This is a genomic window from Lentilactobacillus kosonis (genome assembly GCF_003864335.1).
GTDB lineage: Bacteria > Bacillota > Bacilli > Lactobacillales > Lactobacillaceae > Lentilactobacillus > Lentilactobacillus kosonis.
The window spans coordinates 39,299-56,301 of sequence record NZ_BEXA01000002.1 but is presented as its reverse complement, the minus strand read 5'-3'; the positions used below and the strand labels follow the sequence as shown (position 1 = coordinate 56,301).

At 36.8% G+C, this 17,003-nt stretch carries 10 protein-coding genes, 1 other RNA gene and 6 pseudogenes; 3 read left to right on the top strand and 14 right to left on the bottom strand.

The features are described from left to right. Positions 1-48: 48 nt before the first annotated feature. From darA to NBRC111893_RS03140, 9 genes and pseudogenes are all read right to left on the bottom strand, one after another. Complete coding sequence (gene darA, locus NBRC111893_RS03180; RefSeq protein ID WP_125007966.1) at positions 49-375, bottom strand: cyclic di-AMP receptor DarA; 327 nt, start codon at positions 373-375, stop codon at positions 49-51. Positions 376-415: 40 nt separating this feature from the next. Beyond that, positions 416-1,027, bottom strand: a complete 612-nt coding sequence (tmk, locus tag NBRC111893_RS03175) for a dTMP kinase (RefSeq protein ID WP_125007965.1) — start codon at positions 1,025-1,027, stop codon at positions 416-418. 115 nt (positions 1,028-1,142) lie between these two features. Continuing rightward, positions 1,143-1,357 (bottom strand): annotated as a pseudogene (locus NBRC111893_RS03170) (YaaL family protein). A gap of 69 nt (positions 1,358-1,426) precedes the next feature. Continuing rightward, positions 1,427-2,026 (bottom strand): recombination mediator RecR, encoded by a 600-nt coding sequence (gene recR, locus NBRC111893_RS03165; RefSeq protein ID WP_125007964.1) that lies wholly within the window; start codon positions 2,024-2,026, stop codon positions 1,427-1,429. A gap of 22 nt (positions 2,027-2,048) precedes the next feature. Then, positions 2,049-2,360: a YbaB/EbfC family nucleoid-associated protein gene (locus NBRC111893_RS03160; protein ID WP_125007963.1), complete on the bottom strand. Its 312-nt coding sequence runs from the start codon at positions 2,358-2,360 to the stop codon at positions 2,049-2,051. Positions 2,361-2,382: 22 nt separating this feature from the next. After that, positions 2,383-4,249, bottom strand: a pseudogene (gene dnaX, locus NBRC111893_RS03155) (DNA polymerase III subunit gamma/tau). Positions 4,250-4,381: 132 nt separating this feature from the next. After that, an RNA gene (gene ffs / locus NBRC111893_RS03150) (signal recognition particle sRNA small type) lies at positions 4,382-4,464 on the bottom strand. Between the two features lie 28 nt (positions 4,465-4,492). Then, positions 4,493-4,993: a tRNA adenosine(34) deaminase TadA gene (tadA, locus tag NBRC111893_RS03145; RefSeq protein ID WP_125007962.1), complete on the bottom strand. Its 501-nt coding sequence runs from the start codon at positions 4,991-4,993 to the stop codon at positions 4,493-4,495. Next, the gene (locus tag NBRC111893_RS03140; RefSeq protein ID WP_125007961.1) at positions 4,994-5,605 is read right to left on the bottom strand and encodes a class I SAM-dependent methyltransferase; all 612 of its coding nucleotides are present in this window, start codon (positions 5,603-5,605) and stop codon (positions 4,994-4,996) included. A gap of 174 nt (positions 5,606-5,779) precedes the next feature. Here NBRC111893_RS03140 and nrdH point away from each other — a divergent pair. The 3 genes and pseudogenes from nrdH to nrdF all read left to right on the top strand — a co-directional run bounded on the left by nrdH (position 5,780) and on the right by nrdF (position 9,241). Beyond that, positions 5,780-6,009, top strand: a pseudogene (nrdH, locus tag NBRC111893_RS03135) (glutaredoxin-like protein NrdH). A 95-nt stretch (positions 6,010-6,104) separates the two neighbouring features. After that, positions 6,105-8,271, top strand: a pseudogene (nrdE, locus tag NBRC111893_RS03130) (class 1b ribonucleoside-diphosphate reductase subunit alpha). A 13-nt stretch (positions 8,272-8,284) separates the two neighbouring features. After that, positions 8,285-9,241 (top strand): class 1b ribonucleoside-diphosphate reductase subunit beta, encoded by a 957-nt coding sequence (nrdF, locus tag NBRC111893_RS03125; protein WP_125007960.1) that lies wholly within the window; start codon positions 8,285-8,287, stop codon positions 9,239-9,241. 45 nt (positions 9,242-9,286) lie between these two features. Here nrdF and NBRC111893_RS03120 read toward each other — a convergent pair whose 3' ends face one another. The 5 genes and pseudogenes from NBRC111893_RS03120 to mprF form a co-directional block, all read right to left on the bottom strand. After that, positions 9,287-10,282, bottom strand: a complete 996-nt coding sequence (locus NBRC111893_RS03120; RefSeq protein WP_125007959.1) for a D-2-hydroxyacid dehydrogenase — start codon at positions 10,280-10,282, stop codon at positions 9,287-9,289. 91 nt (positions 10,283-10,373) lie between these two features. Then, positions 10,374-11,833: pseudogene (locus NBRC111893_RS03115) on the bottom strand (UDP-glucose--hexose-1-phosphate uridylyltransferase). A 7-nt stretch (positions 11,834-11,840) separates the two neighbouring features. Next, a complete protein-coding gene (galE, locus tag NBRC111893_RS03110) occupies positions 11,841-12,842 on the bottom strand; it encodes a UDP-glucose 4-epimerase GalE (RefSeq protein WP_125007958.1) in 1,002 nt (333 codons plus the stop codon). Positions 12,843-12,863: 21 nt separating this feature from the next. After that, entirely contained in the window at positions 12,864-14,030 is a 1,167-nt protein-coding gene (locus NBRC111893_RS03105; protein WP_191984813.1) for a galactokinase, read from the bottom strand. Between the two features lie 251 nt (positions 14,031-14,281). After that, positions 14,282-16,862, bottom strand: a pseudogene (gene mprF / locus NBRC111893_RS03100) (bifunctional lysylphosphatidylglycerol flippase/synthetase MprF). Between the last annotated feature and the right edge of the window lie 141 nt (positions 16,863-17,003).

The following is a 17,003-nucleotide window of genomic DNA, read 5'->3' as shown; positions in this document are numbered from 1 at the left end:
CGATTTTTAACACATCAATTGCCAATGTTTACACCCACTAATTATTCATTAAAACTGATGGAATGACTCGATTGGAAGCACCATTACAGTTGCGCCACCAACTTGAACTTCAATTGGAAAAGTATGTTCTGAAGTATCTCCACCGAGGCTGACTGGTGGTGTCATAAACTGTTCTCGCGATGAACACGTTTCCTTAATTAATTCGAGAACTTTATTAACTTTATCATCATCAACTCCAACAAGATAAGTAGTATTACCAGCTCTCAAAAAGCTTCCAGAAGTCGAAAATCTGGTAGCAATAATTTCATTGGCTACAAATACTGACCTTAACTTATTAGCATCCTTATCTTGAACAATCGCAATTACTAACTTCATGCTACTCACTCCTTAAAAAATTCTGCTGTTTCCTGTTTAATTATATTAAAAGTTTTACTAGCAACTTCATCGATTGGCCGCGTGCATCAATCATAATAAATCGATTCGGATTATTACGAGCTATTTCTAAGTACCCCTTATGAACCCGTTCATGAAAAGCCTGCGTTTCAACATCCAATCGGTCAACAGCGTCCTTATCACGATACTTGGCAATTCTCTCTAAGCCAACAGTGACTGGAATATCAAAGTACAGGGTTTTATATGGTAACACATGTTCCGTTGCAAACTGATTCATTTGATAAACTTCGTTCATGCCAATTTCACGACCAGCTCCTTGATAAGCAACTGAACTGTCTACGAATCGATCACAAAGAACTAATTTGCCCGCTTCTAGTGCTGGAATAATAGTTTTAACTAAATGTTGCCTTCTAGATGCTGAGTATAGCAAAGCCTCAGTTCGCGGATCCATATCAGTATTTTTCTTATCTAAAATAACCGTTCTAATTTGTTCGGAAATATTGTTTCCACCGGGTTCCCTTGTTACTAGTAATCGATCTCCTAGTAACGGAACGAGCTGTGATACTACGTTGTTCATAACCGTTGTCTTACCGGCGCCATCTGGCCCTTCAAAAGTAATAAATTTTCCGGTCAACTTAAAATACCCCCAAAACTAATCTAACGTAATTGTACTTGATGACATTTTACTTGTCTATTCAATAGAAAAGAGTAGTTGTCTGATGTTTAAATATCACAACTACTCTTAATAGTTAATCATAATGTTCATAACTGTGATCAACGTTAATCACTGAAGGCTGGATATGGTCATTCTTAACGTTGCGCAGTCGTGCTTCATGATAAATATAAAAATATTTTTGCTTAGCTAATGCGGTTTCAACTCGAATCTCATTGTCAGCATCTGCGATGGCATCTTGGGTTTTTGAGCATAATCCCACTTTTCTTTTAAAGTATTGATTAAATCCAATAACTCACCATCATAATCAGTTTTTAACTTACGTTTCTTATGCCCAAAAACATTTTGATCAACTCCCAATCAAATCTCTGTTCGACCTTCAACTGCTTTAAATAAAGTCATCTCATCAGCATACTCAATATCAGCTCCCATAGATAAACCATGAGCTAATCGAGTAACTTTGATACCAGAAGGACTAATCAACTTTGATAAGTACATCGCGGTTGATTCACCTTCAGGAGTGGCATTCGTAGCCACAATAACTTCCTTAACTGCGTCGTTCTTTTGTAGTCGTTTAATTAGCAAACTAACGTTTAGATCTTCGGGACCAATTCCCTCAATTGGTGACAAGACACCATTCAATACATGGTATAAGCCGTGATATTGCTGGATTCGTTCCATTACCATCACATCTTTAGGTTGTTCAACCACTAGTATGGTGCTTTGGTCACGCGACTTATCTCGGCAAATCTCACAAGGGTCCTCTTCAGTTAAATTACCGCAAATTGAACAATACTTAAGATTTTCCTTTGTTGATTTCAGTGCCGAGGCGAAGTCCATAACGTCCTGTTTGTTCATATCAACGGCATAAAACGCTAGTCTAGTCGCTGTTTTAGCGCCAATACCAGGTAATTTCATAAAACTCTCAATCAGTTTAGCGATTGGTTCAGGATATTGCATAGTTTATTTACTCGATTCTTTATTAAAGTCCTGGAATACCTTTAGTGTACTTACCCATTGTTTGTTCTGTCTCTTTTTCAACTTTTGCCAAACCGTCATTAACTGCTGCGATTATTAAATCTGAGAGCATTTCTGGATCTTCGGGATCAATTGCTTCATTTTTAATTTGAAGATCCTTTAACTTACGACTACCATCAAAAGTTGCAATTACCATTTCATCTGGGGCTTGGCCAACAAATTCTTGTTGGTTAAGATTTTCCTGTTCGTCAGCAAGTTGTTGTTGCATCTTTTTCATTTGTTTCATCATCTTGTTCATGTTCATACCGTTCATCATAGTGTGAATCCTCCATTAATAATTAATCATTTTTTACATCAACAATTTCATTGCCGAACAATTCTTCAGCTTTTTGAACAACTAAATTCGGTTGTTGATTCTCATTTTGTAATTGGTCGGTTAAACCAGAATTGTTGGTTCCTGAATCCGACGGTTCTGGTGGCAATGGCGGCTCACCAGGATTAGCTTGTTGCACGTCACCTTCACTGCTGTTAGTAGGTTTGGGCTTAGAATTTTCAGTAACACTAGCATCTGGGTGACCGTTTTTCGATAAGTAGTCACTTCTAATTGATGGCCACTGACTTTCTGGAACAAACACAATTTGAGGTACTTGACCTACAATTCGATCAAGACCATTTTCAAGGGCATCCTTTAAATCTGCATCTGATTGCGCTTTTTGAAATAAGAACGGATATTCAAAGGAAACAATTACCCCGTCATCCCCAGCGGCAACCGGCGTTGACACGTGCATTACTGCTCGTTGAGTGACCGATAGTGAATCCATCAAATCAGGCCAAACCTGCTTAAATTGATTCAATTTATTTCTAGTAGCACTATCTAGAATTGGATAAATTTTGGCTAATTCAATTTTTGCGTCAACCGATTTCTTAGTTCCTGTGGTTGTATTACTACGCTTGGTCTCATGAACTGGTTCAGGAGTGCTACCTTGGATTGGCTGTTGATTTACTTTTTTAGTTAAGTCTTTAACTTGATTTTGAAGTGACTGAATTGTATCAAATAAATCCTGATACTCAGGCGTATTCACATTATTATTTACTACTGATGCTTCACTATTAGTGCTTTGCATTGGCAAATGAGTCAATTTAACTGTCAAGACTTCTAAGTAAACGTCTTGATTAGTTGTAAATCGAAGAGCGTTTAACACATCATTTAAAGCTTCAACAATTCCGTAAATTTGTTGGTCACTAATTACCTCACTAAGGTGCTTAAACTTATCATCAACGATTCCTAGTTCAAGTTCCTCAACCATTTCAGTATCCTGTTTATACAACAACAAATCCTGACACGTACTGGTTAAATCTTCAACAAATCGTTTTGGATCCTTACCATCATCCAAAATAGCTTGAATGGTTTCCAATGCTGCCTTAGTTTGACCATCAATCACTTGGTCTAAATAATCCAGTAACAGATTATTTTTAACGCTACCAGTAACTAATAAGGCATTATCATAAGTGATCTGATTATCTCCGTATGACATCGCTTGGTCTAAGATCGATAAAGCATCCCGCATCCCACCTTCTGCAGACTTTGCAATTAATCTTAAAGCTTTTTCCTCATACTCAACGTCCTTCTGATTTAGAATGTATTCCATTCGATCAAGAATCGTCTTAGGCTTAATTCGCTTAAAGTCGAAACGTTGAGTTCGTGAAATAATGGTGGCTGGTATTTTATGAGGCTCTGTTGTTGCCAAAATGAAGATTACATTAGCCGGTGGCTCTTCCAGCGTCTTTAGCAACGCATTAAAGGCCCCCGTTGATAACATATGGACTTCATCGATAATATATACTTTATAATCTGCAATAGTTGGTGCATATTTTGCTTTGTCGCGAATGTCGCGAATTTCTTCAACTCCATTATTTGAGGCAGCATCGATTTCAATTACATCGTTTAGACTGCCATCCGTAATTGCCTTACAGGTTTCACATTCATTGCAAGGTTCACCATCTTTTAAATAATGGCAATTTACAGCTTTAGCAAAATTTTGCAGCAGATGTCTTACCAGTTCCTCGAGGGCCAGTAAACAGATAAGCATGGCTCGTTTGACCAGTAATTAAAGCATTTTTTAATGTTTGAGTAATGATTTCTTGACCAACTAGATCACCAAATCGTTGTGGTCGCCATACCCGGTAAAGAGCTTGATAACTCATCGTTTTTCCTCCCGAAATATTGGTTCACGTCTAAACAATTATAGTATGAATGCTTAGAACTTTCCAATCAAGACATTCTCAATTAATCGTAAAAAAATCTCCTGACAAATCTGTCAGGAGTTAAATTTCTATAAACGAGAGACACAAGATCGAAAATACTTAGTGCTGCTTCCTTCCGGACCTGACACAATTCGTAAGTCAACCTTTGTCTCAAGGCCTTACGGCAATAATTATCATAACAAATTATGAACAAAAATACCAGCTTATTTTTTCAATTTTTCGTTTTTTTCTGGCAGCCTTAAAGAAGTTCTTCATTAGTGTAGCTGATTCTTCAGCAAACAATCCTGAAACCACCTCCACTTGGTGATTCAACCGTTGATCAGTCAATGTTTGGTATAGCGATGTCACCGCACCAGCTTTAGGATCAGGAGCCCCGTAGTACACTCGGCCAATTCGTGAATTGATAATAGCACCCGAACACATTAAACAAGGTTCAATCGTCACATATAAATCACAGTCAACCAATCGCCAGCTATTCAGGGTTCGGCAAGCTTCTTGAATTGCCACAACCTCAGCATGTACCGTAGCATCTTCTAACCACTCTCGTAAATTATGCCCACGGCCAACAATTTCACCTTCGTGAACAACCACAGCTCCAATTGGAACCTCATTAATTAAATAAGCCTTCTTCGCTTCTAATAGTGCCTGTTGCATAAAATAAGTTTGTTCAGATTCCAAATTCATTTACCCTTCATTAATACTTTGAATGATGTAATAACCCTTATCACGCTTCAGAATATCTGCATTACCAAAGGTTGCTTCCATAAGCTTCTTCGCTGAAGGAGCCCCTTGCTTTTTTTGTAACACAATGGTTAAAGTTCCTTCATTAAGCAAGTGCACTTTAGCCTCCGCAATCATTCGGTCAACAACATTTTTACCAGCTCTAACCGGTGGATTAGTAATAACGGCCGCATATTTATCACTCACATTTTGATAAACATCACTAGCAAAAATTGTTACATTTTCGATACTGTTACTCTCAGCATTTTGTCGTGCTAGACCTAAGGCAATTTCATTTACATCGACCATGTCAACATGGCGTTGTGAATATTTTTTAGCTATCGCTAACCCTATTGGACCATATCCACATCCCAAATCCAGAATGTTACCTTGGGGGATAATATCATAATCAACATTATCAATTAAAACCCGACTTCCATAGTCAACGGTTTTCTTTGAAAACACACCGTTGTCTGAAGTGAACAATATGTTATTTCCTAACAACGTAAAGTTCCATTTTTGTGGATCAGAAACCACATCTGGATGTTCTGAATAGTAAAATTGATTTTCTGTCATCTTAAAACTCCTTAAAAATTAATGGCCGTCGTTAACGCCTACAAATGCCTATATTTAGTATTATTCAAAAAAATCATCACAATATCTTGTGCTTTAGCTTTGATTTTCCGATTCGTTAGTGTAAACTATAAATCGTAGAACAAAGGATTTAGTTCCATTAGGAAGGTGTATATAATGGCAAAAATTACGGTATATTCAAAAAACAACTGCATGCAATGTAAGATGACTAAGCGTTACCTTACAGAACACAATATCTCTTTGAAGAACACAACATTAATGAACAACCAGAATACGTTGACTACTTAAAACAACGTGGTTTTATGGCAGTTCCGGTTGTTGATATTGATGGTCAGCAAGCTTTTAGTGGTTTTCGACCTGATCAACTTCAGTCAATCGCTAATTAGCCTTCGTCCATTTTAACACATCAAGTCATCAAAGCGGGCAACATTCAAGCCCGCTATTTTATTATTCAAAATTCAAAGAAAGAGTGGTTTATAGCATGTCCTTACACAATTTGCAGGATGTTTCATACTTCGATTTAAACAATCAAATTAACATTCCCGTTGATGGTCAAATCCCACTAAATAAAGATAAAGAAGCGCTCGACGCCTTCATCAAAGAAAACGTTGAACCGAATTTAGTGAAGTTTGATTCATTAAGAGAACGGTTTAACTATTTAATTAATAATAATTATTATGAACAAGATTTCATTAATAAGTATGACTTTACATTCATTGAAAAATTATATAGTTATTTAAATCAACAACATTTCCAATTTAAATCATTCATGGCTGCATACAAATTTTATGCCCAGTACGCTTTAAAGACTAATGATAACGATGCATACTTGGAAACCTTTACTGATCGAGTAGCTGCTAATGCCCTCTTCTTTGCAGATGGTGATGAACAATTGGCGATGGACTTAGCTGATGAAATTATTCATCAACGTTACCAACCAGCAACCCCTAGTTTTTTAAATGCTGGTCGAGAGAATCGAGGAGAATTTGTTTCTTGTTTCTTAATTCAAAGTACTGATGATATGAACACCATTGGCCGGACCATTAATTCTGCCCTTCAACTTTCACGAATTGGTGGCGGAGTCGGAATTAATTTAACTAATCTTCGTGAAGCTGGCGCCCCAATTAAGCATATTGAAGGAGCGGCTTCTGGAGTTGTTCCGGTTATGAAATTACTAGAGGACAGTTTTTCATACTCCAACCAACTTGGTCAACGTCAAGGAGCTGGAGTTGTATACCTAAGTGTCTTTCATCCTGACATTATTGATTTCTTAGCTGCTAAAAAAGAAAATGCCGACGAAAAAATTAGACTTAAGACCCTTTCACTTGGCGTAATTGTTCCTGACAAATTCTATGATTTAATCAAAAATGATGAAGATATGTACTTATTTAGCCCCTACGATGTTGAACGTGAATATGGCAAACCCTTCGCATACGTTGACATCACTACCGAGTATGACAATTTAGTTGCTAATGACAAGATTTCTAAGAAGAAGCTTAAGGCTCGTGATCTTGAAACCGAAATTAGTAAACTTCAACAGGAATCAGGATATCCTTATGTGATTAACATTGATACTGCCAACCGTGTTAACCCGATTGATGGTCAAATCACCATGAGCAATCTATGTTCTGAAATTCTTCAGGTCCAAACACCTTCAACTGTTGATAATCAGCAGCAGTACAGTACCCTTGGTAAAGATATTTCATGTAACTTGGGTTCAACTAACATTAATAACTTAATGCAAACTAGTGATTTTGGTCATTCTGTCGAAACCATGGTTAGAGCGTTAACCTTCATTACTGATAACTCTAACATTGATGTTGTCCCTTCAATTCAAAAAGGTAATAACGAATCTCATTCAATTGGCTTAGGTGCGATGGGACTTCACAGTTTTCTCGCCAAAAACCACATGGAATATGGTTCGCCTGAATCAATCGAATTCACTAGCACGTACTTCATGCTACTTAATTACTGGAGTTTGAAGGCATCTAATGAAATTGCTAAAGAACGTAATCAAACATTCGTCGGCTTCGAAAAAAGTAAAATATGCTGATGGAACTTACTTTGATAAATATTTATCAGAAGATTTTACTCCAAAATCAGATACTGTAACCAAGTTGTTTACCAATATTCCAGTTCCTACTAAAGAAGATTGGCAAGTCCTTAAAGAAGCCGTAATGCAAGATGGCCTCTACCATCAAAATCGAATGGCAGTTGCTCCAAACGGTTCAATTTCTTACATTAATGATACTACTGCTAGCTTGCACCCAATCATCAATCGCATTGAAGAACGTCAAGAATCAAAGATTGGTAAAATCTACTATCCAGCTCCATATCTATCTAATGATACAATGCCTTACTACAAATCAGCGTATGATATGGATATGAGAAAAGTGATTGATATCTATGCCGCTGCTCAAGAACACGTTGACCAAGGTATGAGCTTAACCCTGTTCATGCGTTCAACCATTCCCGCTGGCATTTATGACTGGAAAAACGGTCGAACAGATAAGATGACTACTCGTGACTTAAATATTTTAAGAAACTACGCTCATAAAAAAGGCATTAAATCTATCTATTACATTCGAACATTTACCGATGACCAACAAGAAGTCGGTTCAAACGAATGTGAAAGTTGTGTAATTTAGAAGGGATAATCTGATGACTGAAAACTACAATGCAATCAATTGGAATGCAATTGATGATCAAATCGATAAAGCTACTTGGGAAAAACTAACCGAACAATTTTGGCTGGATACCCGAATTCCGCTATCTAATGACCTCTCAGACTGGCGCGAACTAGACGACGATCATAAATGGGTCGTTGGTCACGTTTTTGGTGGGCTAACCTTACTTGATACACTACAATCTCAAGAAGGAATGGCATCATTAAGAAAAGACGTTAAAACAATGCATGAGACCGCTGTGTTGAATAATATTCAATTCATGGAATCTGTCCATGCTAAGAGTTACTCTTCAATCTTTTCTACTTTAAACACCCCAGAAGAAATTGATGAGATTTTTGACTGGAGTGATAGTGAAGAATTCCTCCAAAACAAGGCACTAAAGATTGAATCCTTGTACACTAATGAATCTGATCCACTTAAAAAGAAAATCGCCAGCGTGTTCCTAGAGACTTTCTTATTCTATTCTGGATTCTATACCCCACTTTACTACTTGGGACACAATAAATTAGCTAACGTTGCTGAGATTATTAAGTTAATCCTAAGAGATGAATCAGTTCATGGAACTTATATTGGTTATAAATTCCAAGTTAGTTTTAATCAATTACCTGAAGCTAAGCAACAAGAACTAAAAGATTGGATGTACAATTTCCTATACGAATTATATTCAAATGAAGAAAATTACACCCATATCTTATATGACCAGACTGGCTGGACGGATGAAGTTTTAACATTCATTCGATACAATGCTAACAAGGCCTTAATGAACCTTGGTCAAGATCCACTATTTCCTGATACCGCTGCTGATGTTAATCCTGTTGTTATGAACGGAATTTCAACATCTACTGCTAATCACGATTTCTTCTCTCAAGTTGGTAATGGTTACCTACTTGGAAATGTCGAGGCGATGAATGATAGCGATTATGATATCTAAAAAGTAAAACATAAAAAATCTGTTGAGAAGTTCTCAACACGATTTTTATTTAGCCAAATTATTAACTTCTGAACCTATTAATTTTTGCATTAAATTATTAAATGAAATATTTACCATATTCATAACCGCTTCATCAGTATGAAATGCAGAATGTGGCGTCACGATTACATTTGGCATCTTAGATAGTGCCAATACATTATGATCTGTTACTTGTGCAGTAGACCGTGAATTTTGGAGATCTGCGGACTCATCTTCGAGCGTATCAATCCCGGCCCCTGCAATTTCACCACGCTCTAAGGCGGCAATTAGTGCTGTAGTATCGACGATTGAACCCCTAGCAGTATTGATTAGAATAGCTGATGACTTCATCCGTTTAAAAGCGGCTTCATCAAACAAATGCTCATTTTCTGGGACCCCAGGAATGTGTAAATCAATGATATCTGCTTGATCCATAACGTCTTCTAAATTATCTACATAAGTGAAATTAAGTTCTGAATCAGTTAAATGCGACTTACTGTAAGCAATCACTTTTGCACCTAAACCCGTAAACATTCTGATTGCTTCCTTACCAATTCTTCCGGTTCCGACCACCCCAACTGTTTGATTACTAATTAATTTACCCATAAAATCAGCTGAAAAGTGAAATTCACCTAATTCATGCAGTTGATAATACATGTAACCAACTTTACGATTAACAGCTAAGGCCAAGGTTACTGCAAATTCAGCGATACTTGCTGGACTATAATCAGGAACATTGGTTACAACAATCCCATACTTTTTAGCCGCAACTAAATCAACGTTATCCAATCCCACGTTTCTTAAAGACAACATTGTAATTCCCATTTTTTTCATCTCAGCAAACAATTCCTCATCATATGGAATTGTTTGCAAGCAAGAGATTCCGTCATATCCTTGCGCTTGCTTAAGCGTTTCAGAATTAAGCGTATCAATTGAATAATCGACTTCCACTTCATTGTGTTCGCCCCAAGCTTTAATAAACGGAATTTCGTCATCACGCACATTATAGGCAATTATCTTCATGGTGTTATCCTACTTTCGTTAATCTTATTTCCCTAATTTTATCAAAAATACACCAAGAAAATGACTTTCCCAGTGTATTATCATCAAAATATTAGATTTGTGAGACGAATTTATTAAAGGCAGCTTGCCCCTGATCATCCCATTTGTAAACCCCAGCATCCTCAAGCACTCTTGAAAATACTAAACCGACTTCATGATTAACAATCGTTTCAACGTTTTCAGAATTAATTGAGTTATTAGCAGCAATATCATCTGCCCATGACTTATGATAATCTGCAATTTTGTTAGATTTGCCCAGTAAGTATTTTTCAACTTCCTTCATTTCCATCTTCAACCTAGCCGGTAAAATTGCTCTTCCCATAACTTCAATCAGCCCAATGTTTTCCTTTTTGATATGTTGAACATCATTGTGAGGATGGAAAATACCATCAGGATATTCATCTGAAGTTTGGTTATCTCGCAACACAATATCCATCACAAACTTATCTCCGTCCATTCTAGCAATCGGCGTAACTGTATGATGTCTAGTCCCATTGGTATATGCACGGATATCAACCGATTCATCAGAATATTCTTTCCAACTCGAAAAATATTGTTAGCAGCCGTAATGACTTTGGTTGCATCTGAGCTAGCTAATCTAATTGTTGACATTGGCCATTTAACGATTCCCGCGTCCAGGCCATCAATTCCAAAGTCAACCTTACGATCGATAGCAGCCTTCATCATTGGAAATGTGTGACGGCCACCTTGGTAGTGATCTTGAGCTAATAATGATCCACCAACAATTGGTAGATCTGCGTTACTTCCAACAAAGTAATGTGGGAATTGATGAATAATATCGGCTAAATTGCCAAAAGTCTGCATATTAATTGTCATTGGTACATGTTTTTGATTTAGAAAAATTGCATGTTCGCCAAAGTATGCATATGGTGAATACTGAAATCCCCATGGCTGACCATTAATCATCATTCTAATAACACGGTGATTACTTCTAGCAGCATAACCTAATCTCCCCAAATAACCTTCATTCTCGATTGCTAAGGGACCGACAGGATACGAATTGCTCTTTACCTTACCTGCAGCTGCAATTGCCTTAGGATCCTTTTCTGGCTTTGATAAATTGACCGTAATTTCTAGGTTGCCATATTGAGTTTTAGTTTCATAAGAGATGTTTTTAGCAATTGCTCTAGTTTTAATATAATCATTTGTTTGACTCAACTGATAAAAGTAATCAGTTGCTGCCTCTGGATTGACATTATATTTATTCCAAAAAGTGGCATTCACCGTTGAAGGAATTGGCGTAAGCAAATCCATTAACTGATCTTCGAGAATTTCTCGAGCAGTAATTGAATCTTCAACTTTACCACGCGTAATTGCCAGCTCTACTAAATCATTTGCTAAGTCAACTGGTTCTTCATCCTCAGTTTCATTTCCTTGACCATCACCAATTAATCTAAAAATTAAATTAGTAACATAAATGCGATCAATTTCAGAATAAGGTGAATCAGAATTAATAATTAATGTAACGAATTTCTCAACTGCCGTCTTCATCACAGAATTACTTTCCTTCCCTATCGTTATAGCCGTTTGGATGTGTGACTTTCCAGTTCCAAGCGGTCTTGATAATTTCTTTAACATCATCAAATTTAGGATCCCATCCTAAAATACTTCGAGCCTTGTCACTAGAAGCAATTAGCGTACTTGGATCACCCGCTCTACGAGGGCCTATCTCTGCTGGAATTTCTTTTCCTGTAACCTCTCGAGCAGCTTCTAGCATTTCTTTATTCGAAAATCCGGTTGAAGAACCAAGATTAAAGGCTTGGCTGTCATTACCATCTTTGAGATATTCCAACGCTAAAATATGCGCATCAGCTAAGTCAACAACATGAACATAGTCACGGACATTAGTCCCATCTTTAGTATCATAATCGTCACCAAAAATTGTTAACTTATCACGTTCTCCTGCCGCTACCTGAAGAATAATTGGCACTAAGTGAGTTTCCGGACTATGATCTTCACCAATCGACCCATCTGATTTAGCTCCAGCAACATTGAAGTACCGAAGCGCAATAAATTTAATTCCATAAGCCACATCACTCCAGTGCATAATCTTTTCCATTGCTAGCTTACTTTCACCATAGGGATTAGTTGGCACCTGGGGATCAGTTTCTTTAATTGGAATTTGTTTTGGTTCACCATAAGTCGCTGCAGTCGATGAAAAGACAATAAATTTAACGTTATGTTCATGCATTACTTCCAATAAAGTAATCATGCCACCAGTATTATTATCAAAGTACTTTAATGGTTTCTCCATTGATTCTGGTACGATTGAGAAAGCGGCAAAGTGAATTACACCTTCAATATCTTCTTTACTAAACACATCGTTTAAAAAGTCCTTATCACGGACATCACCTTGATAAAATTTTGCTTGATCATTAATAGCAGCTACGTGACCTGTCACTAAATTATCAACAACCACCACATCGTAGCCATTCATAATTAACCGATCAACTGCGTGAGAACCGATGTAGCCTGCGCCACCTAATACTAATACAGCCATTTGTTAATACCCCCCAAAAAATTATTTAATTTCTCTTGGACCATCTGAGATTTCAGCAATGTAAAACTCGCCTGGATGGCCTATCTTTTGTTCGTAAGTATCCCCGACATTCTTTATGAAGTCATCAACCTTATCCTTATCCACGATGGCAATCGCACAGCCACCAAATCCGGCTCCAGTCATTCTGGCACCAATCACACCCGGTTGCTTCCAAGCCGTCTCGGCTAATGTATCTAGTTCTTTTCCGGTAACGTCATAGTCATAGTGTAATGAAATATGAGACGCATTCACTAAGTGACCAAATGTTTTTAAATCACCATTGATCAAGGCTGACTTAGCCTGTAATGTACGTTGATTTTCGAACACTGCATGACGGGCCCGACGAATCAACGTGTCATCATTAATTAAATAACTGTGCTGGTCAAATGCAGATTCATCAAGATCACCAAGTGATTTTATGTCAAGAGCGGTTTGAAGCCGTTTTAAAGCTTCTTCACATTCTGAACGACGTTCATTATATTTAGAATCCTGTAATTCACGATGCTTCTTAGTATTCATAATCACAATAACTCGATTACCAAGTTCCACTGGCACATATTCAAATTTCATAGTGTTAGTGTCCAGCAAGATTGCCTTGTCCTTTTTACCCATTCCAATCGCAAATTGATCCATGATTCCAGAATTAACACCAATAAAGTTATTTTCAACTAATTTACCATACTCAACTAATTCCTGTTGGTCAATGCCAAGTTCAAATACATCATTGACAATTTCTGCCGTCAATAATTCAATCGCAGCCGATGAAGATAGACCAGCTCCATCAGGTAAATTACCGTTAAGCACAATATCAAATCCATGGCTTAATTGATTACCATGATTAATGATCTCTGCAATCATTCCCTTAGGATAATTTGCCCAGCTAATTTGCTTATCGTAGTCCAGATCATCTAACGCAAACTCAACAATTCCTTGATCAGGAACATTCATTGAATACATACGAACAATATTATCATTTCTATCAGCGTAGGCCGCATAAATTCCTAAACTGATTGCACATGGAAAGACGTTCCCACCATTGTAATCAGTATGTTCACCAATTAAGTTGATTCTTCCTGGTGAAAAGAAGAGTCTTGTCGAATCATTTCCGTATAATTCTTGGAACTTGCTTTTAGCATCATCATTAATCATATTTTTCACCCTTTTTTATTTTACTAAATTTTACTATCTAAAACTTACTACTTTTACTCACAGGTGTCAATATCATAGTATTGATTGTGAGGGTTTCCGTACACAGAAACGCTGAAATCGAAAGGATGTAAGTGTTTACATATTTTAAAAGACACTCATTATCATTCAAATTAATTATCCGACAATCCAATAGTAAAACATAGTAAAAAAGATTAAATAGTTATTAGCCATTTAATCTTTTTACTATGTTTTTATTTTTCATCGATAAACGATAAGAACTTAATTAGTTTGAATCGTCGTTGCTTATCAACGCGACGGTTAACAATTGTAAATACTTGCATTGTCGCAAACGCTAATGAAGATCCCTTGAAATACGAGATATACTTTGGTGTCCACTTATCGACATACTTATCTTTATATGAGCGAAGACCTTCAAAGCTATACAGATTAGCCCCGTACTCATAAATAATATGAACAATTCGTTCTTCAAAGAAACTAAATTTCGACGTCCCGACATTTGAAAGTGGTGACATTCCCAAATCGAAGAATTGGTAGCCATCATCCTTAGCTTGATTATAGAGATTAACGAAAATACCATCCATAATTCCTGAAGGAGCATCAGCACTAGATCTCATCAAATCAATCGAAGTTACCGAAGAGTTACCACTACTCATAATATTGGCAAAGGCGACAATTTTTCCTTCAGGTGATTTCATCACCGCAATTGGGGCTTGATTTAGATAATATTCATCAAAGAATCCTAGTGAGAAACCTTTTTCTTCCTTACCATCGAGCCATTCATTAGAAATTTCACGTAGAGTCTGAATGAATTCTGAAGAAAATGGTGGCTTGAGAATTTCAAATGAGTAATTATCACGGTCAAACTTGTTCATCAGTGCCCGTTCACCCCGATGACGTTTACCAGCTAAAGTAAAGTTTTGCACGTCAACCAGACCGGTTTCCCCAGTCTTAATAAAATCGAATCCTTTTTCATGCAGTAGCATCGTCATTTCTTCGTTAATTTCGTAAAATACTAACCGATATCCTTGTTGATCGGCTTGAACCATGAAGTAATCGATCGCTTCACTAAACTTATCTGGGTTACCAACCGGTTCACCCATTACGACTAATTTATCAGCAACCGCTCTAAACATGAAGAAAACTTGATCATCACCATTTTCTTGATAATAAAAAATCGTCTTATCTTTCAGAAAAGCCAATTGGCTGACCTCATTACCACCATATTCATCAATAATTGCTTGAATTCTTGGGCCGTCAAATGGTAAATTAAGCCAAGCGGGCTTCCTGCCAGTTAGATATGCATTAACACTAATTAGAACTAATAACGCGATAACTAAACCAATTAATCCAACTAACCAGGTGACCCCCGTGGAAAAGCTAGGCATATTAAATGAATGTACTCCACCACGATGAGTAATAACGCCAATTATTACGTAAGCTAGAAAGGTAACAAAAAAGATTGTCAAATTAAATGCGTTTTTCCCCCATGAATTGGTCATTCTTTCACGATACAAAACGCCCTTAGACAACATCAATAGTCCTAGCACCACGACTAGCATCACAATCATGCGCCATGTGAATGCCTCATTAAAGAAGGTATTGATAATTGAAAGGACAAGCACAATTACGGTTGGGACAAAAGCTCGTTTATTTAGTGACCATATTCCACTGCCAAGCCAATTAATAAAAAGGCAACAATAATGTTTAATACATGGCTTAAGAAAAAAATAGTGTATGGAAATAAATGTAAATAAATTTTATTTTCAACCACTAAGTCAGGAATGGTTGCAAACAATAACATCATGATTCCTGAAAAATACATAAACCCGGTTAGTAAGATTTGGGCTCCTCTTTGGATAACCAGCTTAGGCAATCCATTTAAATAATGATTAATTTTACTACCGGTATCGTGAATAAAAAGGCCAACTCCTAATAAAAATGGTAATAAATAAATAAAAAAGTCGGTATAATAAAATCCACACAATGGCATCGCTCTTACCAACCCCGACCATTCCTAAACCTAAAATCATAAATACATCAAATGAACCCAGACCTCCAGGAATCATCGAAACTACCCCAGCAACGTTAGCTACAACAAAGATTGGAATAATTGCCGCAAAGTTGGCATTAATTCCCATCATATAACCAACCAATAAGAAGAATCCCAACGCACTACCCCACTCTAAAATTGAACCGGAAGTCATAATAGTTTCATCTTTAACTTTTAAATCATCAAAGAATGAAGAATGATTTAACCTAGTAAATAAAAACATGACTGGAAAATAAAGGGCACCACCAGCCAGCCAATACCAATAACGAATAAATTGATTACCTATCCCAAAACCAAACATCAATATCAATGAAACCAAGGACAAAATTGATAGTCCTGAAATCAAAAATAACGCGACTTTTGAAATAGCATATACGACTTGTTTTCTGGTAGCATTTCGGCCATAGAAATGAGCTCGCAGACTAGCACCCAGTAAGCCACCAAATCCGAGTAAATTAGTAAATGTGTTAACCACCCATCCACTTTTAACTACATATGATTTCTTAAATTTCCCAGGCAAAAATTTGATAATCGAAAAATCATAAATCATCATCGGCAAGATAGCAATAAATCCAAAAATCAACAAAAATTAGCAACGACTCTTGCGACTGATTAGCAACGACTTTTCTTAGCTGATCGCCACTAACTTCTCGAAAAACTCTGGCCGATTCACGAATGACGAAAATCAAGACTGAAAAAACAAAGATAATTTTAAACAACGCCATTCGTTTATCTATAAATGACCAAACTCTTTTTAACATTTCACACCTCCAATAATTTATTATGTACTAATTATGCCAGTAAATCAGTACTCGAACAATTATCTTAACCTTCAATTAAATGATAAATAAAAAGGGATTATATCGATTTTCGATATAATCCTTTTAAAGTCGAACTCAAAG

Coding starts and splice junctions, on each gene's coding strand:
- darA (WP_125007966.1), bottom strand. CDS start 375: ATGAAGTTAGTAATTGCGATTGTTCAAGATAAGGATGCTAATAAGTTA.
- recR (WP_125007964.1), bottom strand. CDS start 2,026: ATGCAATATCCTGAACCAATCGCTAAACTGATTGAGAGTTTTATGAAA.
- NBRC111893_RS03160 (WP_125007963.1), bottom strand. CDS start 2,360: ATGATGAACGGTATGAACATGAACAAGATGATGAAACAAATGAAAAAG.
- tadA (WP_125007962.1), bottom strand. CDS start 4,993: ATGAATTTGGAATCTGAACAAACTTATTTTATGCAACAGGCACTATTA.
- NBRC111893_RS03140 (WP_125007961.1), bottom strand. CDS start 5,605: ATGACAGAAAATCAATTTTACTATTCAGAACATCCAGATGTGGTTTCT.
- nrdF (WP_125007960.1), top strand. CDS start 8,285: ATGACTGAAAACTACAATGCAATCAATTGGAATGCAATTGATGATCAA.
- NBRC111893_RS03120 (WP_125007959.1), bottom strand. CDS start 10,282: ATGAAGATAATTGCCTATAATGTGCGTGATGACGAAATTCCGTTTATT.
- galE (WP_125007958.1), bottom strand. CDS start 12,842: ATGGCTGTATTAGTATTAGGTGGCGCAGGCTACATCGGTTCTCACGCA.
- NBRC111893_RS03105 (WP_191984813.1), bottom strand. CDS start 14,030: ATGATTAATGATGATGCTAAAAGCAAGTTCCAAGAATTATACGGAAAT.